We start from the raw sequence: 25,493 nt of genomic DNA on the forward strand, positions 1-25,493 counted from the left end.
ATCCCCCGCACGGAATCTAGCGGGACAAACGCCACGCGTCCACGCGATGAACCGCTCAGGGACCTTGCGAATCCATCACGCCGCCTTTGCCGCTGGCGTCCTAGCTTCGAAATCGCCCCACCACAGGAAGTCCCCACCATGCCCGTGATGCGAATGCGAGTGACCGGGAGCGACCACCACGCCCGCGCCATCGGCAATCTGCTGGCGAGCATCGACGGCATCGAGCATGTCGAGGAAGTCGCCGACCTGATGCCGCATCTGGACGACGACGACTCCAGTTCCGCCGGCCTGCCCGATGACCAGGGCCCCGGCGTGCACGAACTCGAGATCGAAGCCGGCAACGACTACACCGTGCGCCGCGTGCGCGATGCGGTGGAAGCGCTGGCCTACGACCTCGACGTGCTCGTCGAGTTCGAGAACGACGACGACTGGAACAGCTGAGGCCTGACCGTGCGCCGCATGCCCTGCCTGTCCCGTGTCGAATGCCGCCCCGCGCGCGAACCCGCGCGCCTCCTCGGCCCGTCGCAGGGAGCCTGATCGTGCAGGGCCGGCCGCGCGAGATGCTGCTGTCGGACCGAACGCCGCGGACCAGTGCGTTTCTCGCGAACGCGCCGGCCGTTTTCGGCAGCGGCGTGCCCGCGGTCGACGGCATCCGGGTCGGCATCGGCGGCTGGACGTACGCGCCGTGGCGGCACACGTTCTATCCGCAGGGCCTGGTGACGCGGCGCGAGCTCGAATACGCGAGCCGGCGCTTCTCCACGCTGGAGATCAACACGACGTTCTACGGCGCCCGGCGCGCGTCCGAATACGCGCAGTGGCGCGAGCAGACACCGGACGGTTTCGTGTTCTCGGTCAAGGCGCCGCAGCACATCACGCAGCGCGGCCCGCTCGCGAAGTGCGGCAAGGCGGCGTGGGCCTTCCTCAACGGCGGGCTGGCCGAGCTCGGTGACCGCCTCGGCCCCGTGCTGTGGCACATGCCGCCCAGCCGCGTGTTCGATGCCGACGATCTCGCCGCCTTCCTCGACCTGCTGCCCCGCACGCTCGACGGCCGCCCGCTGCAGCACGTGATCGAGCCGGGACATCCGAGCTTCGTCGATCCGCGCTACGTGGAAGTGGCCCGCGACTTCGGCGCCGCCACCGTATTCACCGACGCGCCCGACCTGCCGGCCTTCGGCGACGTCACCGGCCACGTCGTCTACCTGCGCCTGATGCGGTCGCGCGTCGACGTCGCGGAAGGCTACGAGAGCGACGACGTCGACGCGTGGCTCGAACGTGCGCGCCTATGGGCGCATGGCGATGCGCCCGCCGACATTCCGCGATTGGCCGAGCCCGCTGCGCCGCGCGCGCGCGACGTGTTCGTCTATTTCATCAGCGGCGCGAAGCAGCGCAACCCGGCCGCCGCGATGTCGATGATCTCGAAGCTGCTACGCCGCTGACGCGACGCGCTTGTGCGCTTCGGCGATCACGCGCACGTTCGACAACGTCACCGAACCCACCAACAGCAGCCGCATGTCATCGACGATGCGCGCGGCGAGCCACGCCTCGTCAACGGCGTCGCCGGGGATTTCGAGGCGGAAATCCCAGCCGCACAGGCCGCCGCCATTGCTGAACGCGATTTCGAAGTCGAAGACGGCGCGGTGCTGGACGTCGCTCATGGCGTCCGCTCGGTGATCCGGACCGCTTCCCGATCGAGGCGGCGGGGACTTGCGGGTGCGATGCGGGACGCCCGCGAACGCACCCGCGCACCAAAGTCCTCGACCAGGCGCTTGCGGCTGCTGGCGGGATATTCCGGCGGCGCGAACGGCATCGCGGCATCGGCATAGATGTCGAGGAGCGTCAGCAGCGGCGCGACATCGCGATCCTCGATCGTCTCGCGCGCGGCGTAGCGCGTCAGGTGCTCCTGCAGCAGCTCCTTGCGGACGATCGACGCCACCGAACCGCAGTCGCGCACGCACAGCCCGAATGTCCCGTTCATGAGGTACGTCCACGCCGTGCTGCAGCGTGCATGGATCGCCGCGTCGCGCGGCGTTCCATCGGGTGCGAAGCAATCCTCGATGCGGAGCAGCTCGCGGTCCGTGCGGCGCAATGCGGCCGCGAAGCGACGTTCGAATCCGCGGCGCAGCGCTGCCGGCGCATCGTCGAGGCCGACGCGCGCGATGACCTGCAGCGCGCGTCGCACCCATCGCTTCGTGCCGGGATGGAAGTACGCCCCCGGTGCGGCATCCATGCCGGCGAATTCGCCGAACACGACCGACGTCAGCACACCCTGCGCATGGACCCGGTACGACGGCGCGGGAACGATGCCTGCGTCGACGAGCGCGTCGAGCGTTCTTTCTGCGACCCCGCATTCCGAGGCGAGGCGCTCTGACGTCCAGTACTGCGCCGCGAGGTATCGCGCGACGGACATCGCGATCACTTCGCCCGCTGGCTCATCGCCACGCTGCCAAGGATCAGCGCGCCGGCGATCAGCATGCGCAGCGTCGGGGCTTCGCCGAGCAGCATCCACGCCCACGCAACGCCGAACAGCGGCACGAGGTAGGTCACCGTCGACGCCCTGCCCGCGCCGATGCGCGCGATCAGCCGGTAGTACATGACGAAGGCGATGCCCGTGCACATCACGCCGAGCAGCACGACCGACAGCCACGCGTGTGCGGACGGCATCGTCGACGGCCACTGCGCGATGCCGAACGGCAGCACGAGAATCGCGCTGCACAGCAGCGTCGCAGGCGCCACGGCCTTTGCCGGAAGACCCGTGAGATGGCGACGCACGAGATTGATGCCGATGCCGTACAGCAGCGCCGCGGCCGAGCCGGCCATCACGGCCGGCGCGATATCGGCACCAGCGATGCGGCCGCTCGCGAGAACCACGACGCCGGCGAAACCGACGGCAAGCGTGATGCTCCGCGCGAACCCGATCTTCTCGCCGAAGAACAACGCACCGACCAGCGCGGTGAACAGCACCGTCATCGCATTGCAGATCGCGCCGACGCCTGCCGGCGCGCGTTCGGCGCCCCAGGCGAACAGCAGGAACGGAATCGCGGAGTTGATCGCGCCGATGAGCGCGAGCTTCGGCCACAGGCGCAGCGGGAACGACGCACGCGCCTTCCACAGGAACGGCAGCAGCACGATCGCGCCGAGCGCGAGCCGCAGTTCGACCAGCGCCGCCGGCCCGAACTCGGACGCCGCGACGCGCATGAAGAGGAACGACGCGCCCCAGATCGCACCGAGCACGCCGATCTCGAGCGGCGTCGCCCAGCGTGCAGTGGTAGAGGGAGCGATCGGTGCGGCGGAAGCGTTCACGGCCATGGGCATCCTCCGGATGGCGCAGGCTCCGCCGGGCGCGCCGCCGACGCTATCCGCATCGTGCGCACCGTCGGCCATGAGCCAGTTTGGTGTCGGAACCCATTGTCCGCGCACCGTGGGCCGGCACAAGCGCATACTTTGGAGGCCCGACCCAAATCTGATTTGAGGCTCCGATGAGCACCCGTGCGGAATGGCTTTCGGCTCTGGCCGCCTTCGAATCCGCGGCGCGCCACCAGAACTTCGCCCACGCCGGCGAGGAGCTGCACATCACCGCCAGCGCGGTGAGCCACCACGTGCGCAAGCTCGAATCGCGTCTGGGGCTGCCGCTGTTCCAGCGCCATGCGCGCGGAGTCGCGCTGACCGCTGCCGGGCGGCAGCTCGCCGACGCCGCCAGCAGCTCGCTCGCGGACCTCGAGGACGTGCTGCGCGGCCTCAAGGCGTCGAGCGAGGACCGCGACCTCGTGCGTATCGCGACGCTCCACTCCTTTACCTGCACATGGCTGATGCCGCGACTCGCGCGATTCGCCGACGCCCACCCCGGCATCCGCCTGAGCATCGAAACCGGCTTCGCGCTCGCCCGCTTCGACGACAGCGGCCCCGACCTCGCGATCCGCCATGGCTCGGGCCAGTGGCCGGGTACGCAGGCGACCAAGCTGATGGACGAGCACCTGTACCCCGTCGCCGCGCCGCACATGCCCGGATTCGCGACAACGAAGACGGCGCGCGACGTCGCCGCCCTGCCGCTGGTCTCGGACAACGCACGGCAGGGCTGGCACGACTGGTTCCGCGCCGCGAAAGTGCTCGGCGTGACGCCGGACGAACGCTTCCGCTTCACCGATTCAACGGGCGCACTCGAAGCGTCCGCCACGGGCCTCGGCGCGGTGCTCGCGCGAGAGCACATCGTCGCGCCGTACATCACCAACGGACGGCTGGTGCAGTTGCCCGGGCCGTCGCTCGTATCGCGCTGGTCGTACTACGTCGTGCTGCCGACGCATCGTCGCCTGCGCCCAGCCGCGCGCACGTTCGTCGACTGGGTGATCGAGGAAGCGCGGGCGCAAGGCGGCTGACCGCGGCGCGGCGCAGCGGTCCGACTCGGCCGCGGCCGATCACCGTGTCGCGCAACGCAAGCGTCGATCTGCGAACGCGTGCCGCGATCGATCGACATGCGTGTCCGTTGCGACGCGATAATGACGCGATGTCGACCCCCGAAACCCGCCGCGCCTTCCTGCAGATCCACGTCTGCGTCGTCCTCTGGGGCTTCACGGCCATCCTCGGCAAGCTGATCACGCTGCGCGCGCTGCCGCTGGTGTGGTGGCGCATGCTGTTCGTGGTCGCGGCCCTGGCGTTCGTGCCCCGCGTGTGGCGCGGACTGCGTGCGATGCCGGGGCGCATCGTCGCGGCGTATGCGGGCATCGGTGCGCTCGTCGCACTGCACTGGCTGACGTTCTACGGCTCGATCAAGTTGTCGAACGCGTCCGTCGGCGCAACGTGCATCGCGCTCGGCACGGTCTTCACCGCGATGGCGGAGCCGTGGCTCGCGAAAACGAAATTCCAGCCGCGCGATTTCCTGCTCGGTGTCGCGGTGCTGCCGGGTGTCGCGCTCGTCGTTGGCGGCATTCCGCACGGCATGCGCGCGGGCGTCTCGGTCGGCACGCTATCGGCGCTATTCGTCGCGCTGTTCGGTTCGCTCAACAAGCGCATGGTCGAGCATGGCGATGCGCTGACGGTGACGGCGATCGAACTCGGCGCCGGCGTGCTGACGCTGACGGTGCTGTCGCCGCTGATGGCGATCGTGGCGCCCGGCGAAGCGCTGACGCTGGCTGTTCCGTCATTGCACGACATTGGCCTCCTGCTCGCACTCGCGATCGGCTGCACGCTGATTCCCTATGCGCTCTCGCTGGTTGCGCTGCGGCATATGAGTGCGTTCGCGGCGCAGCTCGCGGTGAATCTGGAGCCGGTGTACGCGATCGTGCTGGCGATCCTGCTGCTCGGCGAGCAGCGTGAGCTGAGCCTCGCCTTCTACGGCGGCGTCGCCATCATCCTCGGCGCGGTGCTCGCGTATCCGCTGCTGCACCGGCTGCGTCGCATCGAGCATCCGGAGATGCTCGCGGCGTCGGAGTCGAAGGGCATGGTCGACTGATGCATCACTTCGACGCGCGCTTCTTCCCCGGCCCCTTCGGGTCGCCGTCGCGCGCGAATGCCGGCGGGTAGTAGAAGTTGAGCGTGCGCAGCAGACCGGTCCCGGTGTTGCGCACCTCGTGGCGCTCGCCCTTTTCGATGACGAGCAGACGGCCGGGTTCCAGCGTAATGCGACGCTTGCGGCCGTCCACTTCTACCGTCGCCACGCCGCGCCCATCGACCACGTAGAGCCATTGATCCGCGCCGCGGTGATAGTTGTCGTCGCCGCCCTCGGCGTCGCCGGGCGCGAGCACCATCTCCGCGCATTGCGCTTTCCGCACCTCGAACGCGACGCGGAATCCTTCGCCGAACCTGAGCTTCTTGGTGTGCATGGCCGCCTCCTGCACGAAGGCTGGCACCGCGGGCGTCGACGCGCGATCAGAACGACGAAGGCGCCGCACGGGGCGACGCCTTCGGCGATCAATCTCTGGCCGACGGTCAGGCCGGCGCGTGCTCGCCCTGATCGAACGTCATGTAGCAGACGTTGAGCTTGTTGCCGTCGAGGTCGCGGAAATAGGCGGCGTAGAAGCCCGGGAAGCGCTCACCCGGCGCGCCCTCGTCGGTGCCGCCGAGTGCAACGGCCTTCGCGTAGACGGCGTCGACCTGCGCGCGGTCCTTCGCTTCCAGCGCGACCATGACGCCGTTGCCGACCGTCGCGGTCTTCTTGTCGAACGGCACGGTCACGCCGAGGCCGGCGCCGGCGCCGCCGTTGCCGTAGGCGATGAAGTAGCCGGGCTGCTCCATCTCGCGCTTGGCGCCGATGATCGCGAGCAGCTCGTCGTAGAACGCGGCGGCGCGCGGCAGGTCGTTGGTGCCGAGGGTGGTGTAGGCGATCATCGGTGGCGTCCCGGAAGAAAAGTCGGTCGGGATGCTAACCAATTCACACGATCGCGATGCCGCCATCCGCCGGCGAAGACAGCGGAGCGGCGATGCGTCTATCCTCGCCGCGATCACGGGGGAACCGAATGAACGCGAATACCCAGCACGACATCGCCAAGCTCCTGCTGCGCATCACGCTCGGCGTGCTGATCCTGTTCCACGGCCTATCCAAGCTCAACGGCGGCATGGGCGGCATCGTCCACATGGTGCAGTCGCACGGCCTGCCCGGCGCGCTCGGCTATGGCGTGCTGCTCGGCGAAGTAATCGGCCCGCTGATGCTGATCGCCGGCTTCCACGCACGCATCGGCGCGGTGCTGGTCTTCATCAACATGGTCGTCGCGATCCTGCTCGTGCACATGGGCCAGATCGGCTCGTTCAACGAACAGGGCGGCTGGGCGCTGGAGCTGCAGGCGATGTACCTCGTGTCCGCACTCGCGCTCGCATTACTCGGCCCGGGACGCTTCAGCGTCAACGAACGCTGATGGGCATGCAGGTCATCGATTTCGAGCTCGAGGGCGAATTCGTCGAGCTCAACCAGCTGCTCAAGCTGGTCGGCCTCTGCGACAGCGGCGGCGCGGGCAAGCAGATCGTCGCGAGCGGTGCCGTCAACGTCGACGGCACCGTGGAGCTGCGCAAGACGGCGAAGATCCGCGCCGGCCAGGTCGTGCGCGTCGGCACGACCGAAATCCGCGTCGGCTGACGATCAGCGCAGCATCGGCGCCAACGGGCGCCAGACGTGGTCGAGCAGGCGCGGCTGCACCGCCGCGGTGGGATGCAGGTTGTCGCGCTGGAACGCGCCGCGGTCGAGCATGATCGGCTCGAGGAAGAACGGAAGCAGCGTCGCGCCGTTCGATTTCGCCACCGTCGTGTACGCGTTCGCGAAGCCCTCGGTGTAGGCGCGCCCTAGGTTCGGCGGCATGCGCATGCCGATCACCAGCACCTTCGCGCCCGACGCCTTCGACAGCTTCACCATGCGATCGAGATTGGCCTGCATGTCGCGCACCGGCAGGCCGCGCAGGCCGTCGTTCGCCCCGAGTTCGATAACGACTACGCCCGGCTTCGCGCGCGCAAGCGCCGCCGGCAACCGCGACAGGCCGCCGGCCGTCGTCTCGCCGCTCACGCTGGCGTTGACCACCGACCAGCGCGGGCTCGTCGCCTTCAGCCGCTGGCCCAGCAGCGACACCCAGCCCTGCGACACCGCGATGCCGTAACCAGCCGACAGCGAGTCGCCCATGACGAGCACCGTCTTCGTCGTCGCGGGGGCGCGGACCGGCGCCTTGGCCTGCACCGGCGCGACCAGCGCCATCGCGACCAGAAGTACCACCCACCAAAGACCCTGTTGAATGCGCGCGCTCACGCCGTCATATGCCAGTTTCATGCAGTCCTCCGGCCGGACGCCCGGCCCCACTGGAGACATGATGCTCGACGCCACCGTGAACCCCGGCCGAAGGACCGCGCCCTCCGCGCTCACCGCGGAGGGCCTCGGCAAGCACGTCCCCCTGCCCTCGGGCGACCTGGTCATCCTGCGCGACGTCGGCTTCGCGATCGCGCCCGGCGAGGCGGTGGCGGTGGTCGGCGCCTCGGGCTCGGGCAAGAGCACCCTCCTCTCGCTGCTCGCGGGGCTGGACGTGCCCTCCTCCGGCCGCGTGCTGCTCGACGGCGCGCCGCTCTCCACGCTGGACGAGGACGGCCGTGCGCGCGTTCGCGGCGAGAAGGTCGGCTTCGTCTTCCAGAACTTCCAGTTGCTGCCCTCGCTGACCGCGCTGGAGAACGTGATGCTGCCGCTGGAGCTACGCGGTGACGCCGACGCCGAACCGCCGGCGCGATCGATCCTGCAGCGCGTCGGCCTGGGCGAACGGCTCGGCCACTACCCGCGCCAACTCTCCGGCGGCGAACAGCAGCGTGTCGCGCTCGCGCGGGCGTTCGTCACCCGCCCCGGCCTGCTGTTCGCCGACGAACCCACCGGCAACCTCGACACCCGCACCGGCGCTGCGATCATCGACCTGCTGTTCGAACTCAACGCGCAGGCGGGGACCACGCTCGTGCTGGTGACGCACGACGACGCGCTGGCCGCACGCTGCAGTCGCCGCCTGCGCCTGGACGCCGGCCGGCTCGTCGACGATTCGGCGACCGTCTGATGCCCACCGCCCTCATCCTCGCCTGGCGCCAGCTCCGCCGCGACCTGCGCGCGGGCGAAGTGCGCATCCTGCTCGCCGCGATCCTGCTCGCGGTGCTGGCGGTCACCGCCGTCGGGTTCGTCACCGACCGCGCGGATCGCGCGCTGGCCATCGAAGCCAACCGGCTGCTCGGCGGTGATGCAGTGCTGCGCGGTGACGACCCGGCCTCGCCGCGGCAACTGCAGGCCGCGCGTGCACCCGGCCTGCGCTTCGCCGAAACACGCCAGCTCACCACAATGGCGTCGATCGGCGAAGGCGATGCGCAACGCCTGAAGCTCGCGGACCTGCGCGCGCTCGGCGACGCATTCCCGCTGCGCGGCAGCTTCCGCCTCATCGACGCGACCGGCCGCGAATCTACCGCCACCCACGGCCCCGCGCCGGGCAGTGCGTGGATCACGCGCAACGGCGCACAGGCGCTCGACGCGAAACTCGGCGACGTCGTGTCGCTCGGCGACGCACAGTTCCCGATCGCCGCGATCGTCGCGCAGGAACCCGACGCGTCGACGGATCTCTTCAACATCGCGCCGCGCGTGCTGATTTCGCTTGGCGACCTGCAGCGCACGGGGCTCGTGCAACCCGGCAGCCGCATCGAATACAAGCTCGTCGTCGCCGGTGAGGCTGGTGCGGTCGAGCGCTTCAACGCCGTCGCGAAGTCGACGCTGCAACGCGGCCAGCGACTCGACACGATCGGCAACGCGCGGCCGGAAGTGCGCTCCGCGCTCGATCGTGCGGGACGCGTCCTCGGTCTCGCGGCGATGGTGTCGGTGATGCTCGCGGCCGTCGCCGTCGCGATGGCCGCACGTCGGCACAGCGAACGACACCGTGCGGGCGCCGCGGTGATGCGCTGCCTCGGTGCGTCGCAACGACGCATCGTCGCCATCCATGTCGGCGAGCTGATGCTGCTCGGACTGGGCGCGAGTGTCATCGGCGTCGCGCTCGCCTTCGCGATGCAGTGGGGCGTCGGGCTGTGGCTGGCGCAGAAGCTCGCCATCTCGATTCCGCCCGCTACCGCGTGGCCCGCGCTGCAGGGCCTGTTGCTCGGCCTGGTGGTGCTGATCGCATTCGGCGCACCGCCGGTGCTGGCGTTGCGTCGCGTGCCCGCGTTGCGCGTGTTGCGCCGCGACCTTGATGCCTCAGAACCGAGCGCGTGGCTGGTGGGCGCGCTCGGTCTTGCCGCGTTGGGCGGCCTGCTGTGGTGGAAGGCGGGTTCGGCGACGCTCGGCGTTGCAATGCTCGTCGGCGTCGTCGCGACGCTTGCGGTGCTCGCGCTGCTCGCCGGCCTCCTGATCGTCGCCGTACGCATGTTGCGTACGCGACTGCGTGGGCCGCTGCGCTACGGGCTCGCGAACGTGAGCCGACGCGCCGGCGCGAGCGTCGCGCAAGTGTGTGCACTCGGCCTCGGGCTGATGGCCCTGCTGCTGCTCACGTTCGTGCGCACCGACCTGCTCGATCGCTGGCAGCAGTCGCTGTCCGCCGACGTGCCGAATCGCTTCATCATCAACGTGCAGCCGGACCAGGTCGCCGACGTGCGCACCTTCATTCGCGGCGAAGGCCTTGAAGCGCCGGTGCTGTTCCCGATGATCCGCGCGCACCTCGTGAGCCGGAACGGTGCGGCGGTCGATCCCAAGGCGTATGCCGACGAGGATGCGCGCCGCTTCGCCGAACGCGAGTTCAATCTGTCCGTCGCCGACAAACCGGAAACGAGCAACCGGATCGTCGCCGGCCGCTGGTGGACGGGCACGCCGCGCGCGCCGGAGCTGTCGGTCGAAAAGCGCTTCGCTGATCGCCTCGGGTGGAAGGTCGGCGATCGCGTGGAGTTCGACGTGGCCGGCCAGCCCTTCGAAGCGCGCATCACGTCGTTGCGCGAGGTCGATTGGGAAAGCTTCAAGCCGAACTTCTTCGTGGTCGCGTCGCCGCATGCGCTCGACGGCTATTCCGCGAGCTGGATCACCGCCGTGCGCGTCCCCGTATCGCAACCGCGCTTCACCGCGCGCATCGTGGACCGCTTCCCTAATCTCACGGTGATCGACGTCGACGCCGTGCTCGCGCAGGTGCGCGCCACCGGCGATCAGGTGTCCACCGTCGTGCAGGTGGTGTTCTGGTTCTCGCTCGCCGCAGGCGTGCTGGTGCTCATGGCGGCGGTGACCGCGAGCCAGGACGAACGCCTCCTCGAAGGCGGCGTGATGCGCGTGCTCGGTGCGAAGCGCGGGCAGTTGCGCCTCGCACAGGCATCCGAGTTCGTCGCGATCGGCCTGCTGTCGGGACTCGTCGCTGCGATCGCGGCATCGGTATTGTCGGGTGTCGTCGCCACGCGTGTGTTCGACCTGCCGTGGCATTTCGATCCCAAGCCTGCGATTGCGGGCGCAGCGATCGGCACGCTGGCCGCGTTGATTGCCGGACTGTGGGCGACGCGTCGCGTGCTCGATGCGCCGCCGTCGACGACGTTGAGGGAGTTGCAGGACTAAGGTCGATTGACCACTCGTGAGCCTGCCGCTAGCGTGGCGGCAGATCGTTTCGGGAAACATGGAATGTTCCGAATGTCGTCCGGGCGCGTTGGCGCCAGGCTCCGCTCCAGTGCAGTGACGTCCATCACCCCGCGAGCAGCGCCGGATGTAGCGGGTACGCTCGCCGCATCTCTCGGCAAGGCGCTATCGATGCGCCGTAACCCCGCGGTCAGTTCCCGCGCGACGCCGCTCGGCTCGTTGCCCTCGATGGGGATCACGCCGTGACGCCGCTGTCGCGACTTCTCGCCTGCGCTCCCTTTCTTCTTGCATCAGGATGCCTGCCCGTGCACGACGCGAATTCGTCCGACCTGCCGGTCGTCACCGCAGCGAACGGCCAGCACTTCCGTAACCACACGTTCGGCGCTTACTGCTACGACACCCGAAGCTGCAGCGTCACGTACGGCGGTATGGAGCATGTCGTGCCGAGCGAACGCGCTGCGACGCACTCGTTCAACGGCGAGAGTGACATCAAACACTGGGAAGCGAACGCGATCGTCGACAAGACATTCGCCGGGCCCGCAGTCGTGCGCTGGACGTCGAAAGACGGTACGCCCCTCGAAGCCACACTCGATCTCGACCGCATCTTTCCCGGCCATGTCGTCCTCCATCGGGTTCCGGCCGATCAGATCCCGCCGAACGCGGTAATGGGCGATCCGGGGATCATCGTGGTCGTCGACGACCGTACCGTCGCCGTCTACATGAAGGCATTCGTCCCGACACGCGACCCGCAGATCCCGGGCAACCCTCACAGCAGTTTCCGCGCCGACCCCGTACGCGCCTGGTCGCATACCTACTGAGGCCGCGCACTGATGACGGAACATCACAAGGTTGGCCAGGACGGCATTCTCGAAGACGGTGTGAGCTTCCGCCCCGCCACGCAGGCGGACATCGAGACCTATCGCCACGCGGAGCAGCAGCTGGCGACGATGCGCACACCGCGCTTCCTCCCCGCCGGCGACGCGAATGCACGACTGTTCGTCGCGTGCTTCGACGGCACGGGAAACGACATGCGGCACGACCCCGAACACGCTACGGCGGTGGCGCGCGTGTGGCAGGACGTCGAGGACGCCCGCCGCCGCGACCCGCGCATCGGTTCGGGTTACGTCGAAGGTATCGGGACGCAGAGCAATGCGGTCATCCGACTCGCCGACGGCGCGGTGGGGTTCACGTACGACGACCGTATCGAGCGCATGTACCGTCTCCTCATCGAAAAGGCGGCGCAGTGGAAGGCGGAAAACCCGAACGTCGAGATCCGCATCGCGGACCTCGGCTTCTCGCGTGGCGCCGAAGAAGCCGCGGCGTTCGCGCGGGTCGTGCACGAACGCGGCATCCAGGATCCGCGCGGATTTCGGCACGAAGGAAGTGAACTGCACTACACCGCGCCGCCATTGGTTCCGCCCGGACGGGTGCCGCAAGCACTCGACCTTATCGATCCCGTCGGTACGGGAATGCCACGCCTCTCGGACCGACGGCCGCCCGCGTCGGTGATGACCGGCTTCCAGATCGTCGCCGCGGACGAGCGCCGCAATCTCTTCCAGTCGACGAGCATTCTCGATCCCGGTGCGACGGCGGACGGACGCTTCCTTTCCGTAACCGTTGCCGGCGCGCATTCGAACGCAGGCGACAGCTACCACCACGATGGCCTCGGAACGCTGTCGTACAACCTCGTCGTGGATTCGCTCAACGGCCTGTCCGACACATCGCTCGCGCAGAAGCGCGACCTACCCGCCGACCCCGGTCGCTACGTCATCCACCGCTCCGAAGAAGGTGCGTTCTTCTATCGCACGTCGGTCTTCGACCGGCACGGCGAACGCGGTCGCGTCGACGAGCTTGCACCACGTGGCACACCGGGCGACCGCTTCAATGCGGAGCCGCGCGATGACGCGCTGGCAGCGCGATTCGAGTTCCGTCCGGTCGCGATCGGGCCTGTCCCGGCGGCGCTTCAGACGAAGACCCAGGCCGACGTCGCTCCGCGATCCGAAACCGAGTCGCTGCGCCCCGCCGACGCCACGCTGCGCGCCCAAGCACTCGACGGCGTGCACCGCCTCGACGCCCAGTTCGGTCGCACGCCCGACGCGATCAGCGAGCGTGTCGCCGCCGCGCTGCTGCCGGTCGCACGCGAGGCCGGGCTCGAACGCATCGATCGTGTCGTCCGCAGCGATGACGGCCGTTACCTGTTCGCGGTTCAAGGTGAGCTGACATCACCGACCAATCGCTGGGCGCGCGTGGATGCGGCGGTCGCCGCGAACACGCCCGTCGAAACGAGCCTGCAGGCGTTGCGGACGTTGAGTGCCGAACTCGATCGGCGACGCGACACTGCGCGCGACACCCCCGACCGCGTTGCACCGCAGCAGGCGCAGCCCGCGCCCGTTCGCACCATCGGCGCGCTCTGACCCTCAGCAGGTCTGCATCGAGATCGCGGAGCGGATCAGCAACGCGTCTTCGCCGCGCGCGATCGCCCAGGCATCGAGGCCGATGCCGAGCACGAGATTGGGACTAAGTTGCGCGAGGTCGACTTCGGCGACGCCCATGTCGTGGGCGTCGAGCTCGCGATGCGCATCGAGTGCGGCGGCGAGCCGTTCGGCCACCACGTGCATCGTGCCGTCGGTCATCTGGAATGCATGAAGGCGCATGCATGCCTCGCGGGCGACGTGGTCGCCAGTCGTAGCCGCATCGGGCGGCCTCCGGTTCGAGAGCCCTCTACGAGGAGTCCCCGGCCGACGACGCCGGGGACTCATGCCTCACAGGAGGCGTATCCGCGCGAGGCGGAACCGCGACGGAGAGCCGTCGCGCCATCACGCTGCGCCGACATGCGTTAGCCGTGCGTGACGGCACACACGCAGAAAAAACCCCGAGCCGGAAGGCTCGGGGCGGAGAGGAATGACCTGCGACCACGGTGATGCGAACTACGTATTCAGGCTCATCCAGCGGCCGTGAGATCGTCGTGATGGCCGCTTGCCGTTCGTCGCCACGCGACACCTGCATCGCGCTCCGATGCATTCGAACGCTTAAAAAGAAAGCCCCGACAGGAGTCGGGGCAGGCAAGCGTCGTCGCCGCGCAACGCCTGTGCACGGGCGTGCGGGGGCCGCGGTCGGTGCCGTTGGCTTTGCTTGTCGGCGGCCTTGCAGCAAAGGTGCCCGCGGCCGGGTTAACCGATCCTGATCCGCTCGATGGTTGCGATGCGATGCGCCGTTTGCACGCGAGCCATGTCGCAGCCGGCAATCGGGATGCGCGTCAGTCGCGAAATCCAATCGCACATCGACACTGCACATCGTTGTCCTCCGGCATCGACTGCACAGCCTGCCTGCATGTCGATGCATCGATGAAGCGGACGACGTCGACCATCAGCGAACGTGACGCACACGATTGCATCGCAACGTCGTGCGCATTCACCACGGCTGGCTTGCCGCCATCTAGATATCGCGCGACCTAACGTCGTTCCCACGCACTCTTCGAGAACGACGACATGCTCGCGACCGTCTATCGACGTCCTTACAAGGTCCGCGCACAGCAGATGCCGGAACCCGTCATCGAACATCCCAACGACGCGATCGTCAAAATCGCGCGCACGTGCATCTGCGGTTCGGACCTGCACCTCTACCACGGCCTCGTGCCCGACACCCGCGTCGGCCAGATCTTCGGGCACGAGTTTTGCGGCATCGTCGAAGAAGTCGGCTCGTCGGTGCAGAACCTCAAGAAGGGCGATCACGTCATCGTGCCCTTCAACATCGCCTGCGGCACCTGCTACTTCTGCCAGCGCGAGCTGTATTCCAACTGCCACAACACTAACCCGCAGGCGACAGCCGTCGGGGGCATCTTCGGCTATTCGCACACCACCGGCGGTTTCCACGGCGGCCAGGCGGAATACGCGCGCGTGCCGTTCGCGGACATCGGCCCGACGAAGATCCCCGACGGCATGCACATCGAAGACGCGGTGCTGCTCACCGACGTCGTGCCCACCGGCTACCAGGCCGCGGAAATGGGCGACATCAAGGAGAACGACACCGTCGTCGTCTTCGGTGCCGGCCCGGTCGGCATCCTCGCCGCGCGGAGCGCGTGGCTGATGGGTGCGGGCCGCGTGATTGTGGTGGATCACGTCGACTATCGCCTCGACTTCGTATCGAAGTGGGGTCCGGCTGAGGTCGTCAACTTCAAGGAAGTCGACGACATGGTCGTGCACATCAAGAAAATGACCGACTGGCTCGGCGCGGACGTCTGCATCGACTGCGTGGGCGCCGAAGCCGACGGTTCGCTCTGGCAGTCGATCACCGGCGTGCGCATGAAGATCCAGGCGGGCGCGGCGACCGCATTGCAGTGGGCGATCAACTCCGTGCGCAAGGGCGGCAACATCTCGATCGTCGGCGTCTACGGCCCGACCGTGAACATGGTGCCGATCGGTAATGCGCTCAACAAAGGCCTGACCATCCGCGGCAACCAGGCGAGCGTGAAGCGCCACCTCCCCCGCCTGTTCGAGCACGTCATGGCCGGCCGTATCAAGCCACGCGAAATCATCACGCACCGCGTCGCGCTCGAGGACGTGGACGAGGCGTACCACATGTTTTCGGCGAAGAAGGACGGCTGCATCAAGACCGTGCTCATTCCGCCCGGCATGGAAACCGTCAACACCGGCACCGTGACCACGACCACCACGCCGACCCATCTGCACTGAGGAAACCGCCATGACTTTCGACCGCTCGCAGATCTCCGGCTGGGGCGCCGACCTCGATCGCGCCAACCGCCCGGCCGTGCCGATGGAGCGCCAGCCACCGCGCCTGGAGAACGTGCATTGGGACATTCCGGAACCCCAGCGGCAGACCGTCGAGGTGCTGCACTCGATCGAACGTCCGGGCATCACGCCAGTGTTCGGCAGTGCGTGCCCACCGTCGGGCCTCTCAGGAAAGATTCGCCGCGCCGCATTCCGGCACAGCGAAGGCCGGCTGCGTCACTGGATGATGCTGCTGCTCGCCGACCGCGTGAACGTCATCGAAGGGTTGTTCGACGACGCGCGACACTCCAAGCGCGTGCATACGATCGCGGCGGTCGGCCTCGTCGGGCTCGTCGCGATGTTGTGGCTGCGCAAGAGCTGATCAGGTTTTCGGCGGCTTCTTGGAGGCATGGCTCGCGACGAGCACCCAGTGCCCGTCGCGACGAATCCACGTATCGGTGAACGCAAAGTCGGCAGCGAACGCGCTGCCGGCGGCCGTGCCGCGGATGTGTGTGATCCCGGTGATCACCGCGGCACTCCCGTAGCGCCGCACGACCTGGTCGCTGTTGCGGAACTCGTCGTAGCGCGGCTCGCGCTGCTCGACTTCGCGCAGCGTCTGGGCAAGGTCCTGCACGACGCCGTTCGAACCGGTGAGCGTGAACGTCGGATCCAACGCACGACGCAAGTACGCCGCGTCGCCGCCTTCGAATGCATGGCAGACCGCGCGTTCGGTATCGCGCAGGTCGCGTTCGCTGCGATCCATCGCGACGGCGACGGTCGGCAGCAGCAGGCAAAGCAACGCGATCCGACGCAACATGGCGATCTCCACTACGACGACGTCGCGTCGTCTTCCCAATGGAAGCGGTGCAGCAGGCGATGCGCCAGCGGCGCGACGACGAGACCCGCTGCGACCAGAAACACCAGGCCCGCATACAGCGCATAGAGGCCGGCGAAGATCTTGCCGCTCTCGTGCTTCGGCGCGTCCACCGGGCCCATGCCGCCGAGCAGCATCGACGCGTTGAGGAAGGCGTCGGTCCCGTTGAGGCCTTCGAAGGCCATGTAGCCCGCCATGCCGATGCCCAGCGAGAACGCGAGCAGCGCGAGCGCGACGAGCGCGTGTCGCCCGACGCGTCGAAGGAACAGCGGGAATGGCAGGAGCGGACGCGTGCGGGACTCGTACATGGGCCGCATGCTAGCGCCGGTCGCGCGCCACGCCTACGATCCCTCGACCATGGCCGACGAACTGCACCTGCGCGACGTCCGCGACGACGATCGCCCCACCCTGCTCGCGCTCAACGCCGCGTCGGTCGCGGTGCTGAGCCCGATGAACGACGCGCGTCTCGATCAACTGCTCGCCGCGAGCGCGATGTGCCGCGTCGTCGAACAGAATCGCGACGTCCGCGCGTTCGTACTGGCCTTCCGGGAAGGCGCCGACTACGACAGCGTCAACTATCGCTGGTTCGACGCACGCTATCCGCGCTTCCTGTACGTCGATCGTGTGGTCGTCGATACCGCATGTCGTGGTGCGGGCTTCGGCCAGCGCCTCTATGCCGACGTGTTCGAGCGCGCGCGTCGCGATGACGTGCCGCGGGTGACCTGCGAATTCGATGTCGAACCACCGAATCCGGCGTCGGAACGTTTCCACGCGCGACAGGGCTTTGTCGAAGTGGGCCGGCAGACCTTGCCCGGCGGCAAGCAGGTCAGCCTGCAGGCCGCGGACGTTGCTCAGTCGCTGCGATAGACGCGCGCCTTCGGGTGGTCCTCGTCGAGTTCGAGGAACCAGCGTCCCGCGATGCCCGGCACCAGTCGCACCGTCGGCGAGTCGATCGCGCGGTTGAGCTTCACGGTGCCCTTGAGCACCGTCCACTGCTGGCCGTTGTCGAGATCGAACACGGTGCCCAGCGACCAGCCGTCGACGCGACCGCGCACCTTCGCCGTCATCGCCTCGCTGTCGAGGCCGACGTGCTGCTTGGGCGACGGCGTGGCGTCGTTCGACACGCTGACGTCGCGACGCGGCGTCGGGGCAGAGGCGGTATCGCGTGCTGCAGCATCGCGCAGCACCGTATTGAGCCGCTGCAATTGCTCCGGCGTGAGACCGATCGACGCGAGCTCTTCGGGCGTGAGCCGCTTCTCGATGGCGACGTAGCGCTCGCCCGCGATGGCGGCGAACGACAGCAGGGCGACGAGCATTAGGGACGCGAGGCGACGCAGGGCCATGGCGGTCGGCGCGAAGGGACGTGTGCCGCCACCTTATGACCGTCGTATTGCAGTTCGAAGACACCTCGCCACACGCAGATGTCCGCGCCGCGCGACCGAGACGCCGCATCAGGGGCGGGCGATATCCCTGCGATCCAGGGTTTCGGAGAACGTGACATCGTCCAGCTGGGCGAGCATGTGCAGATCGACGCGCAACAGCTCGCTGCGCTTCTTGCGCGCCGCCAGCGCCGCATGCAGCCTCAGTCAACGTGCAGCTTTGTCGTCGGCGCGTGCTGACCTCTGGGTCTGCATTGAGGGACGCGCGCTCGACGATCGTTTGCGGCGACGTGATCAAATACCGTCGACGTCCACATCGCGCCTCAAAGCGCAGCCGCGTGCGCTAGCTGCGCGGCTCCACACGCAACGCTCGTAACGCCTCACCGGTCGACGGGAAACATCGCGCCGCGGCGAAGCCGGATCGGCCCCGATGCGGTGAGCACGCCGGCCGAAGGCAATACGCCCTCGCCTTGCGTGACGGTAACGACACGCGTCTCCGACAACATCGCGGCGACGTGTCGAACCCGCGGCATCAACGCGCGCCATTCGGCTTCGTCGTCGCTCAACGAGCGGGCGACGTCCGACGGACAGATCGACGACGTCGGCGCTCGCGATGCGAGCAACGCGACGATGCGTTCGCGGATCGTCGCGTCGCCAACCATGCTCAGCGGCCGAGCATCGGCAGCTTGAGACCCTGCTCCACCGCACACTGCTGCGCGATCTCGTAGCCGGCGTCCGCGTGTCGCATCACGCCGGTGCCCGGGTCGTTCCACAGCACGCGCGCTAGACGTCTATCCGCTGCTTCGGTGCCGTCGCACACGATCACCACGCCCGAATGCTGCGAGTAACCCATGCCGACGCCGCCACCGTGATGCAGCGACACCCACGTCGCGCCACCGGCGACGTTGAGCATGGCGTTGAGCAGCGGCCAGTCGGACACGGCGTCGCTGCCGTCCTTCATTGCTTCGGTCTCGCGGTTCGGCGACGCGACGGAGCCGCTGTCGAGATGATCGCGGCCGATCACCACCGGCGCCTTGAGTTCGCCGTTGCGCACCATTTCGTTGAACGCGAGCGCGAGCTTGTGGCGCTGGCCGAGGCCGACCCAGCAGATGCGCGCGGGCAGGCCCTGGAAGCTGATGCGCTCGCGCGCCATGTCGAGCCAGCGATGCAGGTGCGGATCATCGGGGATCAGCTCCTTCACCTTGGCGTCGGTCTTGTAGATGTCTTCGGGGTCGCCGCTGAGGGCGACCCAGCGGAACGGCCCGACGCCGCGGCAGAACAGCGGACGCACATAGGCCGGCACGAAGCCCGGGAAATCGAACGCGTTCGTGCAGCCTTCGTCGAACGCCATCTGCCGGATGTTGTTGCCGTAGTCGAAGGTCGGGATGCCCAGCTTCTGGAAGGCGAGCATCGCCTCGACATGCACGCGCATCGACTTCTTGGCGTCGTCGCGCACGCGCTGCGGGTCGGTCTTCTGCGCGGCGAGCCACTCGTCGACGGTCCAGCCGATCGGCAGGTAACCGTGCACCGGATCGTGAGCGGACGTCTGGTCGGTGACTGCGTCCGGACGCACGCCGCGACGCACGAGTTCCGGCAGCACGTCGGCGGCATTGCCGAGCAGCGCGATCGACTTCGCTTCGCCCGCCCTCGTGTACTTCCCGATGCGTGCGAGCGCGTCGTCGAGATCGGTCGCCTGCTCGTCGACGTAACGCGTCTTCAGGCGGAAATCGATGCTCTTCTGCTGGCATTCGATCGTGAGCGAGCACGCGCCGGCGAGCGTCGCCGCGAGCGGCTGTGCGCCGCCCATGCCGCCGAGGCCTGCGGTGAGGATCCACTTGCCCGTCAGGTTGCCGCCGTAGTGCTGACGGCCCATCTCGACGAACGTCTCATACGTGCCCTGCACGATGCCCTGCGAGCCGATGTAGATCCACGAGCCGGCCGTCATCTGGCCGTACATCATCAGACCCTTCCTATCGAGCTCGTTGAAGTGCTCCCACGTCGCCCAGTGCGGCACGAGGTTGGAGTTCGCGAGCAGCACGCGCGGCGCGTCCGCATGCGACGGGAAGATGCCGACCGGCTTACCCGACTGGATGAGCAGCGTCTCGTCGTCGTTCAACTCGCGCAGCGACTTCAGGATCGCGTCGAAGCAGTCCCAGTCGCGCGCGGCGCGCCCGATGCCCCCGTAGACGACGAGCTCGGCGGGGCTCTCCGCGACGTCCGGATCCAGGTTGTTCTGGAGCATCCGGTACGGGGCTTCGGTGAGCCAGGACTTGCAGGTCAGCTGCGTGCCGCGCGGGGCGCGGACCACGCGGGACGGATCATTGCGATTGGACATCGGCGCGTCGGCAGTCGGGCGGAGGCCCGATTATCGCCGCTCGCGCCGGTCGCGGCTCAGGCTTCGGGCACGCCGCACTTGGCGCGCACCTGCGCGGCACGCTGGAGGGCGGCGCTGCTGGGGCGGCGCTTGTCGTAGTACGCCTCGTAGAAGTGGTGGCCATCCACCTCCGTGTAGCCGACATGCGAGAAGCCGTCGACCGTCAGCGCCACCGGCCGCGTATCGGCGGGCAGGATGTCGTTGTAGGCGCGCAGGCCGACGATCTCGTACGTGTCGCCGCCGCCGTCCTCACCGCCGGTGTCGCTGAAGTCGTAGAAGCGGTTCGCACCGAACACGACTTCGCGCATGTCGTAGCCGCGCAGCGTCGACAGCATGCAGCGGCCTTTGGTGTCCTGATCCGCATTGAACTTGCGCATGTAGTCCTCGGCGACGTCGTAGCCGCCGTTCGCCGAGCGGTTGACCAGTGCGAGGCCCTTGCGGAAATCGGGCGACACACCGCCCGTGCCGTCGATGTAGCGCATGCCGAGGTGATGCAGGGATTCCGCGTCGTTGAGCTCGGCCGCGTAGGCGAACCACTTGGTCGCGAGCGCGTCGTGGTTGGGCACGGCGGCCGCGCCTTCGTAGAGGTGGCCCAGCTTGTGCGCCATCGCCCCGCTATGCGCGATTTCCGTCGCCGCCCCGAGCAGGCGGAATGCCTCGGCGGTGTCGCCCGCGTTCATCGCGGTCTGCGCGGCTTCGAGTTTCTGCTTGACCGCGGCCTGGTCGACGGCGGGTGCGTCGGCGGCCGCGGCGGGCGCGATGGCCAGCGAGAGGGCGAGTGCGAGCAGGCGCGTGCGGGTCATTCGGTCGTCTCCGGCGCCGGGCGCCGGCGCATCGCCCGATTATCGGCGGCTACGGCCGCTTCCTGAACCCGAAACGGCGACGCCCGGCCGGAGCCGGGCGTCGTGCGACGAAGCGGTATCGATCAGCGGATCGACGGATCGAGCATGCGCAGTGCGTCGGCGATGTCGGTCTGGCCGGTGCGACGCAGGTCATCCTGCGTGTAGGCGCGGCCGGGCAAGCCGGTGCAGCCCTTGGCGTCGCGACTGGAGCGCGCGCGGATCAGCGTGCCGGTCTCGCGGAGGCAGGTGCGATCCGCGAGGTCGTCACGGGCGGCGACGGTCTTGGGCGACGCCGTGGCAACGGTCGCAGGCGCCGGCGCAGGCTGTGCGTCCGCGGTCGGTGCCGGCGCGGCGGCCGGCTCGGGCGTCGCCTGTTCCGCGAACGCGGGCAGCGCGGCGAGCACGAGCGTGGGGAGAAGAATCGGTCGGGTGTTCATGACGGGCCTCCCGAATGGGTCGACACCGCCACGATACGCCTACGCGGCGGCGACGGCGCATGGACGCCGCCGCCGGATTCAGGCCGGGCTTACGCGCGCGGACAGGCGGCCGGACGCGCCTTGCGGAACGCCTCGGCGTCCGCCGCCTGCACCTCGCGCGGCGGCGTGCCGCCGTCGAACACGACCTGCCAGACGCCCTGCGCATTGCGGCGCCACACCGACTGGAACGTGCTGCGCGTGAGCCGCGTCGTGCCCTTCTCGCTTTCCTCCGCGAGCGCCGGGCCGGTGGACCACGCGATGTCGCCGACGACGGTCGTGCGCACCGGATACCACTCGAGGCGGAGGCCCTCGCCCTTCACGATCGGCGTCCACGCGCGGACGATCGCATCGCGCCCGCGCTGCGGATGCGGCGATCCGGCGGCGAACGCGGCGTCGGGCGCGACGTGTTCTGCGAACGCCGCGGCATCGTGATCCGCCACCGATTTCGCGAACGACAGCTCGCGTGCGAACACCGCACATTCGTCGGCGGAAAACGGTGCCGGTGGCGGAGGCGTCGGCGCGGCGGCGGCCGCAGCGGCGAGCGCGGGAACGAGCACGAACGCGAAAGCCATGGCGGTTCTCTCCCTTGAAGTTGCGCGATGGTGTGCGCATCGGGGATTCATCGCGACCCGCTAAAGTCACGGTCTCTTTCGACCTCTCCCGTCCACGTGCTCCGACCGCTCGTACTTGCCCTCGCCGCGGCCACGCTCGCCGCCTGCGCTTCGACCTCCCCGCACTCCACGGCACCGGCAACCCCCGCGGCGTCGACCATCCTGATCTCCATCGACGGGTTCCGCGCCAACGCGCTGCAGCGCGGCCACACGCCGAACCTCGATTCCCTCGCCCGGCACGGCGTGCGCGCCGAATACATGCGCCCGTCGTACCCGAGCCTGACGTTCCCGAACCACTACACGCTGGTGACGGGCCTGCGTCCGGATCACCACGGCATCGTGCACAACACGATGGACGACCCGCAGCTCGGTCACTTCAACATGGACGACGACGTCGCCACGGCCACGGCCGCGTGGTGGGGCAGCGAGCCGATCTGGTCGACGGTCGAGAAGTCGGGCCAGCGCGCGGCGACGATGTTCTGGCCGGGCAGCGCGGCACCGATCGGCGGCGTTCGCCCGACCGAATGGCGTCCGTTCGACGACAAGTTCCCCGGCGCATCGCGCGTCGACGCCGTGCTCGGGTGGCTCGATCGCCCGGAAGGCGTGCGTCCGAAGCTGATCACGTTGTACTTCGAAGACGTCGACCACGAGGAACACGACCACGGCCCGGGCTCGGCGGAAGACCTCGCCGCTGAAACGCGCGTCGACGGTTACATCGGCCGCCTGCGCGCGGGGCTGGCGTCGCGCGGGCTCGCCGATCGCGTGAACATCGTCGTCGTGTCGGACCACGGCATGGCGCCGGTGGCCGAAGGCCATACGGTGACGATCGAGGACATGGCCTCGCCCGACATCGCGGCGAACATCACGACGGGGCAGTCGGTCGGCTTCCGTCCGCTTCCGGGTCACGAAGCGGAAGCGACGGCCAAGCTCGTCGGCCGCCACGATCACTACGAATGCTGGACCAAGGAGACGCTGCCCGCGCGCTGGCAGTACGGCACGAGTCCGCGCGTGCCGCCCATCGTCTGCCAGATGGACGAAGGTTGGGATGCGGTGGCGCGCGCGAAGCTCGCGACGCGAAGCAAAGGCCCGCGCGGTTCGCATGGCTTCGATCCCGCGCTGCCGTCGATGCGTGCGCTCTTCGTGGCGGACGGCCCGTCGTTCCGCGACGGCGTGGTGCTGCCGCCGATCGACAACGTCGACGTCTATCCGATGCTCGCGCGCGTGCTCGGCGTGACGCCGATGCCGAACGACGGCAACCCCGAGGCGCTGGCGGGAGCGCTGCGTCCCACGCCCTGAACATGGACACCGCGACCACGAAGCCCGCGCCGCATGCGGATGATCGCCGCCTGCGGCGCATTGCGCTCGCGAGCTTCGTGATCACGGTCCTCGTTGCACGCCTGCTGGTCTACCTGATCATGGCGCGCACGCTGCCCGATCTGTACCTGCACCTCGGCGGCACGCACGTCCACCATCTGAACTTCGGCATCTTCGCGCTGGCGATCGTCGGCGCGGCCTTGCTGTTCTGGACGCCCGGTCGACGCGCGCGTCGTGTGCTCGCGGTGCTCTATGGCGTCGGCATGGCCCTGACGTTCGACGAGTTCGGCATGTGGCTGCATCTCGGCGGCAGCTACTGGCAGCGATCGAGCTTCGACGCGGTCGTCGTGGTGCTGGGTCTGTTCGGGCTGCTCGCGTACGGCGGCACGCTCCGCACCCTGCGGCGGCGATCGGCACTGATGCTCGTCGCCGCGGTTCTGCTCGCCGGCTACTTCGCATACGTCTATCGCGACTACGCACGCCTGCTCGCGACGAGTCAGGCGGAGCGGCTGCATCGGCTGGAGGCCGACGGGCCGCGGTAGCGTCCGACAACGCGTGCCCGCGATGCGCGCAGCGCCACGTCGTTCGTCGTTCGCGCGGACGAAGCCCGAAGTCGTGCGTTAAGCCACCAGACGCGCGATCGCCGCACGGTAACGCACCGCGATCGCCTCGGCGTCGACGTGCCGTCCCTCGCACACGCGTTCGCCGCCGGCGACTTCGACCGTCTGCACGACGGGTCGGTTGCCCGAGAAGATCCAGCGGTCGATGACGTCGCCCTCCGTCGCGCCTGCGAGGATCGGTGCGCCCGCATCGAGCACCACGCGATCGCCCTGCATCGTCTGCCCGGTCGCATCGGCGGCAGTGGAAAGCACACCTGCAAGCAGCGTCTCGCCAACGCTCGTGGATTCGCGCACGGCGATGTTGCGACGACGTGTCACGAGTCGCTGGCCGTATTCCAGCCAGCGCAGCTCCTCTACCGGCGATGTCGACACATGCGAATCCGAGCCGATGCCGAAGCGCCCGCCGGCATCGAGGAATGGACGCAGTGGAAACAGCCCATCGCCCAGGTTGCCCTCGGTGGTCGTGCAGATCGCGACCGTCGCGCGCGACGCCGCGATGCCCGCGATCTCGTCATCGTTGAGGTGCGTCGCGTGCACCAGTGTCCAGCGCGAATCGACCGGTGCATGGTCGAGGAGCCAGCGCACAGGTCGTGCGCCGCGCACCGCGATGCATTCGTCCACTTCCGCCGTCTGTTCGGCGATGTGGATGTGGATGCGCGCGTCCCCGGGGAGTGCCGCGAGCACGTCGCGCATCGCGGCTTCCGGTACGGCCCGCAGCGAGTGCAGCGCGCAGCCGATGCGCAGCGTGTCGTCCTGCGATGCGCGCAAGGTGTCGAGCAGTCGCAGATAGGCGTCGATGTCGTGACCGAAACGACGCTGGCGCTCCGCGAGCGCGCGGCCGTCGAAACCGCCCGTCATGTACAGCACCGGCAGCAACGTGAGGCGGATGCCCGTCTCGCGCGCCGCATCGATCAGCGCGCGCGACATCGCAGCCGGGTCGTCGTACGGCCGACCGTCGGGCGCGTGGTGCAGGTAGTGGAACTCGCAGACCGCGGTGTAACCGGCCTCGAGCATCTCGACGTAGAGCTGCGCCGCGACTTCGCGCAACGTGTCGGGATCGAAGCGCGCCGCCATGCGGTACATGGTGTCGCGCCAGGTCCAGAAGCTGTCGGCCGGATCGGTCTGGCGCTCGGCCATGCCCGCCATCGCGCGCTGGAACGCATGCGAATGGAGGTTGGCGAGGCCGGGAAGCTCCCAGCCCCGGGCGGTGCGCTGGACGGGCGATTCGGACATGGCGGGCCGCGGACGCTTGGGGT

The 25,493-nt window shown here is 68.6% G+C and carries 32 protein-coding genes; 16 read left to right on the forward strand and 16 right to left on the reverse strand.

The window, feature by feature from the left end:
- Nucleotides 1–138: 138 nt before the first annotated feature.
- Together EVS83_RS04480 and EVS83_RS04485 are read left to right on the forward strand one after the other, a co-directional pair.
- Nucleotides 139–441: a hypothetical protein gene (locus tag EVS83_RS04480; RefSeq protein ID WP_133499826.1), complete on the forward strand. Its 303-nt coding sequence runs from the start codon at nucleotides 139–141 to the stop codon at nucleotides 439–441.
- 98 nt (nucleotides 442–539) lie between these two features.
- Complete coding sequence (locus tag EVS83_RS04485) at nucleotides 540–1,436, forward strand: DUF72 domain-containing protein (RefSeq protein ID WP_246022772.1); 897 nt, start codon at nucleotides 540–542, stop codon at nucleotides 1,434–1,436.
- Here EVS83_RS04485 and EVS83_RS04490 read toward each other — a convergent pair.
- From EVS83_RS04490 to EVS83_RS04500, 3 genes are read right to left on the reverse strand one after another with little or no spacing between them, the layout of a single operon-like run.
- On the reverse strand, nucleotides 1,425–1,655 hold the full coding sequence (locus tag EVS83_RS04490) for a cyclase (protein WP_133499827.1): 231 nt from the start codon (nucleotides 1,653–1,655) through the stop codon (nucleotides 1,425–1,427). The genes EVS83_RS04485 and EVS83_RS04490 overlap by 12 nt on opposite strands.
- The gene (locus EVS83_RS04495; RefSeq protein WP_133499828.1) at nucleotides 1,652–2,407 is read right to left on the reverse strand and encodes a DUF6058 family natural product biosynthesis protein; all 756 of its coding nucleotides are present in this window, start codon (nucleotides 2,405–2,407) and stop codon (nucleotides 1,652–1,654) included. Before EVS83_RS04495 ends, EVS83_RS04490 begins: the two co-directional genes overlap by 4 nt.
- A gap of 5 nt (nucleotides 2,408–2,412) precedes the next feature.
- Entirely contained in the window at nucleotides 2,413–3,306 is an 894-nt protein-coding gene (locus tag EVS83_RS04500; RefSeq protein WP_133499829.1) for a DMT family transporter, read from the reverse strand.
- Nucleotides 3,307–3,476: 170 nt separating this feature from the next.
- Here EVS83_RS04500 and EVS83_RS04505 point away from each other — a divergent pair, with 170 nt between their 5' ends.
- Both EVS83_RS04505 and EVS83_RS04510 read left to right on the forward strand, forming a co-directional pair.
- Entirely contained in the window at nucleotides 3,477–4,370 is an 894-nt protein-coding gene (locus EVS83_RS04505; RefSeq protein ID WP_133499830.1) for a LysR substrate-binding domain-containing protein, read from the forward strand.
- Nucleotides 4,371–4,498: 128 nt separating this feature from the next.
- Nucleotides 4,499–5,443: a DMT family transporter gene (locus tag EVS83_RS04510; RefSeq protein WP_133499831.1), complete on the forward strand. Its 945-nt coding sequence runs from the start codon at nucleotides 4,499–4,501 to the stop codon at nucleotides 5,441–5,443.
- 4 nt (nucleotides 5,444–5,447) lie between these two features.
- On the opposite strand, the gene EVS83_RS04515 is transcribed toward EVS83_RS04510, so the two are convergent.
- The gene (locus EVS83_RS04515) at nucleotides 5,448–5,813 is read right to left on the reverse strand and encodes a cupin domain-containing protein (protein ID WP_133499832.1); all 366 of its coding nucleotides are present in this window, start codon (nucleotides 5,811–5,813) and stop codon (nucleotides 5,448–5,450) included.
- Between the two features lie 106 nt (nucleotides 5,814–5,919).
- A complete protein-coding gene (locus EVS83_RS04520) occupies nucleotides 5,920–6,318 on the reverse strand; it encodes a VOC family protein (RefSeq protein WP_133499833.1) in 399 nt (132 codons plus the stop codon).
- Between the two features lie 128 nt (nucleotides 6,319–6,446).
- Here EVS83_RS04520 and EVS83_RS04525 point away from each other — a divergent pair, with 128 nt between their 5' ends.
- Both EVS83_RS04525 and EVS83_RS04530 read left to right on the forward strand, forming a co-directional pair.
- Nucleotides 6,447–6,842, forward strand: coding sequence for a DoxX family protein (locus EVS83_RS04525; RefSeq protein ID WP_133499834.1), 396 nt, complete (start codon nucleotides 6,447–6,449; stop codon nucleotides 6,840–6,842).
- Nucleotides 6,843–6,847: 5 nt separating this feature from the next.
- Nucleotides 6,848–7,060 (forward strand): RNA-binding S4 domain-containing protein, encoded by a 213-nt coding sequence (locus EVS83_RS04530; protein WP_133499887.1) that lies wholly within the window; start codon nucleotides 6,848–6,850, stop codon nucleotides 7,058–7,060.
- 3 nt (nucleotides 7,061–7,063) lie between these two features.
- Here EVS83_RS04530 and EVS83_RS04535 read toward each other — a convergent pair whose 3' ends face one another.
- A complete protein-coding gene (locus EVS83_RS04535; protein WP_425456063.1) occupies nucleotides 7,064–7,666 on the reverse strand; it encodes an arylesterase in 603 nt (200 codons plus the stop codon).
- Nucleotides 7,667–7,778: 112 nt separating this feature from the next.
- Between EVS83_RS04535 and EVS83_RS04540 the strand changes: the two genes are divergently transcribed.
- From EVS83_RS04540 to EVS83_RS04555, 4 genes are all read left to right on the forward strand, one after another.
- Nucleotides 7,779–8,498, forward strand: coding sequence for an ATP-binding cassette domain-containing protein (locus tag EVS83_RS04540; protein ID WP_133499835.1), 720 nt, complete (start codon nucleotides 7,779–7,781; stop codon nucleotides 8,496–8,498).
- Complete coding sequence (locus EVS83_RS04545; RefSeq protein WP_133499836.1) at nucleotides 8,498–11,002, forward strand: ABC transporter permease; 2,505 nt, start codon at nucleotides 8,498–8,500, stop codon at nucleotides 11,000–11,002. Before EVS83_RS04540 ends, EVS83_RS04545 begins: the two co-directional genes overlap by 1 nt.
- Nucleotides 11,003–11,325: 323 nt before the next feature.
- A complete protein-coding gene (locus tag EVS83_RS04550; protein WP_133499837.1) occupies nucleotides 11,326–11,838 on the forward strand; it encodes a hypothetical protein in 513 nt (170 codons plus the stop codon).
- Nucleotides 11,839–11,850: 12 nt separating this feature from the next.
- Nucleotides 11,851–13,434 (forward strand): XVIPCD domain-containing protein, encoded by a 1,584-nt coding sequence (locus tag EVS83_RS04555; RefSeq protein ID WP_133499838.1) that lies wholly within the window; start codon nucleotides 11,851–11,853, stop codon nucleotides 13,432–13,434.
- 3 nt (nucleotides 13,435–13,437) lie between these two features.
- Here EVS83_RS04555 and EVS83_RS04560 read toward each other — a convergent pair whose 3' ends face one another.
- Nucleotides 13,438–13,674: a hypothetical protein gene (locus EVS83_RS04560; protein ID WP_133499839.1), complete on the reverse strand. Its 237-nt coding sequence runs from the start codon at nucleotides 13,672–13,674 to the stop codon at nucleotides 13,438–13,440.
- A gap of 834 nt (nucleotides 13,675–14,508) precedes the next feature.
- On the opposite strand from EVS83_RS04560, the gene EVS83_RS04565 reads away from it, so the two are divergent.
- Together EVS83_RS04565 and EVS83_RS04570 are read left to right on the forward strand one after the other, a co-directional pair.
- Nucleotides 14,509–15,711: a zinc-dependent alcohol dehydrogenase gene (locus EVS83_RS04565; protein ID WP_133499840.1), complete on the forward strand. Its 1,203-nt coding sequence runs from the start codon at nucleotides 14,509–14,511 to the stop codon at nucleotides 15,709–15,711.
- Nucleotides 15,712–15,721: 10 nt separating this feature from the next.
- Nucleotides 15,722–16,129, forward strand: coding sequence for a hypothetical protein (locus EVS83_RS04570; protein ID WP_133499841.1), 408 nt, complete (start codon nucleotides 15,722–15,724; stop codon nucleotides 16,127–16,129).
- Here the strand turns inward: EVS83_RS04570 and EVS83_RS04575 are convergent, their stop codons facing one another.
- Both EVS83_RS04575 and EVS83_RS04580 read right to left on the reverse strand, forming a co-directional pair.
- A complete protein-coding gene (locus EVS83_RS04575; RefSeq protein WP_133499842.1) occupies nucleotides 16,130–16,564 on the reverse strand; it encodes a nuclear transport factor 2 family protein in 435 nt (144 codons plus the stop codon).
- An 11-nt stretch (nucleotides 16,565–16,575) separates the two neighbouring features.
- A complete protein-coding gene (locus EVS83_RS04580; protein ID WP_133499843.1) occupies nucleotides 16,576–16,929 on the reverse strand; it encodes a hypothetical protein in 354 nt (117 codons plus the stop codon).
- Nucleotides 16,930–16,978: 49 nt separating this feature from the next.
- On the opposite strand from EVS83_RS04580, the gene EVS83_RS04585 reads away from it, so the two are divergent.
- Complete coding sequence (locus EVS83_RS04585) at nucleotides 16,979–17,488, forward strand: GNAT family N-acetyltransferase (RefSeq protein ID WP_133499844.1); 510 nt, start codon at nucleotides 16,979–16,981, stop codon at nucleotides 17,486–17,488.
- Here EVS83_RS04585 and EVS83_RS04590 read toward each other — a convergent pair.
- The gene (locus EVS83_RS04590; RefSeq protein ID WP_246022773.1) at nucleotides 17,473–17,964 is read right to left on the reverse strand and encodes a hypothetical protein; all 492 of its coding nucleotides are present in this window, start codon (nucleotides 17,962–17,964) and stop codon (nucleotides 17,473–17,475) included. The two genes, EVS83_RS04585 and EVS83_RS04590, sit on opposite strands and share 16 nt — an antisense overlap.
- 78 nt (nucleotides 17,965–18,042) lie before the next feature.
- Here EVS83_RS04590 and EVS83_RS04595 point away from each other — a divergent pair, with 78 nt between their 5' ends.
- Complete coding sequence (locus EVS83_RS04595) at nucleotides 18,043–18,240, forward strand: hypothetical protein (RefSeq protein WP_133499845.1); 198 nt, start codon at nucleotides 18,043–18,045, stop codon at nucleotides 18,238–18,240.
- 140 nt (nucleotides 18,241–18,380) lie between these two features.
- Here EVS83_RS04595 and EVS83_RS04600 read toward each other — a convergent pair whose 3' ends face one another.
- From EVS83_RS04600 to EVS83_RS04620, 5 genes are all read right to left on the reverse strand, one after another.
- Complete coding sequence (locus EVS83_RS04600; protein WP_133499846.1) at nucleotides 18,381–18,662, reverse strand: DUF3253 domain-containing protein; 282 nt, start codon at nucleotides 18,660–18,662, stop codon at nucleotides 18,381–18,383.
- Nucleotides 18,663–18,664: 2 nt separating this feature from the next.
- On the reverse strand, nucleotides 18,665–20,335 hold the full coding sequence (gene hutU / locus EVS83_RS04605) for a urocanate hydratase (protein ID WP_133499847.1): 1,671 nt from the start codon (nucleotides 20,333–20,335) through the stop codon (nucleotides 18,665–18,667).
- 56 nt (nucleotides 20,336–20,391) lie between these two features.
- Complete coding sequence (locus EVS83_RS04610) at nucleotides 20,392–21,177, reverse strand: SEL1-like repeat protein (protein WP_133499848.1); 786 nt, start codon at nucleotides 21,175–21,177, stop codon at nucleotides 20,392–20,394.
- A 122-nt stretch (nucleotides 21,178–21,299) separates the two neighbouring features.
- Nucleotides 21,300–21,653 (reverse strand): hypothetical protein, encoded by a 354-nt coding sequence (locus EVS83_RS04615; protein ID WP_133499849.1) that lies wholly within the window; start codon nucleotides 21,651–21,653, stop codon nucleotides 21,300–21,302.
- Between the two features lie 89 nt (nucleotides 21,654–21,742).
- Entirely contained in the window at nucleotides 21,743–22,264 is a 522-nt protein-coding gene (locus EVS83_RS04620; RefSeq protein ID WP_133499850.1) for a YybH family protein, read from the reverse strand.
- Between the two features lie 96 nt (nucleotides 22,265–22,360).
- Between EVS83_RS04620 and EVS83_RS04625 the strand changes: the two genes are divergently transcribed.
- Both EVS83_RS04625 and EVS83_RS04630 read left to right on the forward strand, forming a co-directional pair.
- Entirely contained in the window at nucleotides 22,361–23,599 is a 1,239-nt protein-coding gene (locus EVS83_RS04625) for an alkaline phosphatase family protein (protein ID WP_246022774.1), read from the forward strand.
- Nucleotides 23,600–23,601: 2 nt separating this feature from the next.
- Nucleotides 23,602–24,159 carry a hypothetical protein gene (locus tag EVS83_RS04630; protein ID WP_133499852.1) on the forward strand — a complete coding sequence of 186 codons (558 nt, stop codon included), beginning with the start codon at nucleotides 23,602–23,604 and terminating at the stop codon, nucleotides 24,157–24,159.
- A 78-nt stretch (nucleotides 24,160–24,237) separates the two neighbouring features.
- Here EVS83_RS04630 and EVS83_RS04635 read toward each other — a convergent pair whose 3' ends face one another.
- Nucleotides 24,238–25,470 (reverse strand): formimidoylglutamate deiminase, encoded by a 1,233-nt coding sequence (locus tag EVS83_RS04635; RefSeq protein ID WP_133499853.1) that lies wholly within the window; start codon nucleotides 25,468–25,470, stop codon nucleotides 24,238–24,240.
- Nucleotides 25,471–25,493: the final 23 nt, after the last annotated feature.

It is taken from the genome of Cognatilysobacter terrigena (assembly GCF_004361065.1).
GTDB classification, from domain to species: Bacteria; Pseudomonadota; Gammaproteobacteria; order Xanthomonadales; family Xanthomonadaceae; genus Cognatilysobacter; species Cognatilysobacter terrigena.

Excerpts from the sequence above, each read along its gene's own strand:
- EVS83_RS04480 (WP_133499826.1), top strand. The coding sequence starts at position 139 with ATGCCCGTGATGCGAATGCGAGTGACCGGGAGCGACCACCACGCCCGC.
- EVS83_RS04490 (WP_133499827.1), bottom strand. The coding sequence starts at position 1,655 with ATGAGCGACGTCCAGCACCGCGCCGTCTTCGACTTCGAAATCGCGTTC.
- EVS83_RS04495 (WP_133499828.1), bottom strand. The coding sequence starts at position 2,407 with ATGTCCGTCGCGCGATACCTCGCGGCGCAGTACTGGACGTCAGAGCGC.
- EVS83_RS04500 (WP_133499829.1), bottom strand. The coding sequence starts at position 3,306 with ATGGCCGTGAACGCTTCCGCCGCACCGATCGCTCCCTCTACCACTGCA.
- EVS83_RS04505 (WP_133499830.1), top strand. The coding sequence starts at position 3,477 with ATGAGCACCCGTGCGGAATGGCTTTCGGCTCTGGCCGCCTTCGAATCC.
- EVS83_RS04510 (WP_133499831.1), top strand. The coding sequence starts at position 4,499 with ATGTCGACCCCCGAAACCCGCCGCGCCTTCCTGCAGATCCACGTCTGC.
- EVS83_RS04515 (WP_133499832.1), bottom strand. The coding sequence starts at position 5,813 with ATGCACACCAAGAAGCTCAGGTTCGGCGAAGGATTCCGCGTCGCGTTC.
- EVS83_RS04520 (WP_133499833.1), bottom strand. The coding sequence starts at position 6,318 with ATGATCGCCTACACCACCCTCGGCACCAACGACCTGCCGCGCGCCGCC.
- EVS83_RS04525 (WP_133499834.1), top strand. The coding sequence starts at position 6,447 with ATGAACGCGAATACCCAGCACGACATCGCCAAGCTCCTGCTGCGCATC.
- EVS83_RS04530 (WP_133499887.1), top strand. The coding sequence starts at position 6,848 with ATGCAGGTCATCGATTTCGAGCTCGAGGGCGAATTCGTCGAGCTCAAC.
- EVS83_RS04535 (WP_425456063.1), bottom strand. The coding sequence starts at position 7,666 with ATGGCGCTGGTCGCGCCGGTGCAGGCCAAGGCGCCGGTCCGCGCCCCC.
- EVS83_RS04540 (WP_133499835.1), top strand. The coding sequence starts at position 7,779 with ATGCTCGACGCCACCGTGAACCCCGGCCGAAGGACCGCGCCCTCCGCG.
- EVS83_RS04545 (WP_133499836.1), top strand. The coding sequence starts at position 8,498 with ATGCCCACCGCCCTCATCCTCGCCTGGCGCCAGCTCCGCCGCGACCTG.
- EVS83_RS04555 (WP_133499838.1), top strand. The coding sequence starts at position 11,851 with ATGACGGAACATCACAAGGTTGGCCAGGACGGCATTCTCGAAGACGGT.
- EVS83_RS04560 (WP_133499839.1), bottom strand. The coding sequence starts at position 13,674 with ATGCGCCTTCATGCATTCCAGATGACCGACGGCACGATGCACGTGGTG.
- EVS83_RS04565 (WP_133499840.1), top strand. The coding sequence starts at position 14,509 with ATGCTCGCGACCGTCTATCGACGTCCTTACAAGGTCCGCGCACAGCAG.
- EVS83_RS04570 (WP_133499841.1), top strand. The coding sequence starts at position 15,722 with ATGACTTTCGACCGCTCGCAGATCTCCGGCTGGGGCGCCGACCTCGAT.
- EVS83_RS04575 (WP_133499842.1), bottom strand. The coding sequence starts at position 16,564 with ATGTTGCGTCGGATCGCGTTGCTTTGCCTGCTGCTGCCGACCGTCGCC.
- EVS83_RS04580 (WP_133499843.1), bottom strand. The coding sequence starts at position 16,929 with ATGTACGAGTCCCGCACGCGTCCGCTCCTGCCATTCCCGCTGTTCCTT.
- EVS83_RS04585 (WP_133499844.1), top strand. The coding sequence starts at position 16,979 with ATGGCCGACGAACTGCACCTGCGCGACGTCCGCGACGACGATCGCCCC.
- EVS83_RS04590 (WP_246022773.1), bottom strand. The coding sequence starts at position 17,964 with ATGGCCCTGCGTCGCCTCGCGTCCCTAATGCTCGTCGCCCTGCTGTCG.
- EVS83_RS04595 (WP_133499845.1), top strand. The coding sequence starts at position 18,043 with ATGTCCGCGCCGCGCGACCGAGACGCCGCATCAGGGGCGGGCGATATC.
- EVS83_RS04600 (WP_133499846.1), bottom strand. The coding sequence starts at position 18,662 with ATGGTTGGCGACGCGACGATCCGCGAACGCATCGTCGCGTTGCTCGCA.
- hutU (WP_133499847.1), bottom strand. The coding sequence starts at position 20,335 with ATGTCCAATCGCAATGATCCGTCCCGCGTGGTCCGCGCCCCGCGCGGC.
- EVS83_RS04610 (WP_133499848.1), bottom strand. The coding sequence starts at position 21,177 with ATGACCCGCACGCGCCTGCTCGCACTCGCCCTCTCGCTGGCCATCGCG.
- EVS83_RS04615 (WP_133499849.1), bottom strand. The coding sequence starts at position 21,653 with ATGAACACCCGACCGATTCTTCTCCCCACGCTCGTGCTCGCCGCGCTG.
- EVS83_RS04620 (WP_133499850.1), bottom strand. The coding sequence starts at position 22,264 with ATGGCTTTCGCGTTCGTGCTCGTTCCCGCGCTCGCCGCTGCGGCCGCC.
- EVS83_RS04630 (WP_133499852.1), top strand. The coding sequence starts at position 23,602 with ATGGACACCGCGACCACGAAGCCCGCGCCGCATGCGGATGATCGCCGC.
- EVS83_RS04635 (WP_133499853.1), bottom strand. The coding sequence starts at position 25,470 with ATGTCCGAATCGCCCGTCCAGCGCACCGCCCGGGGCTGGGAGCTTCCC.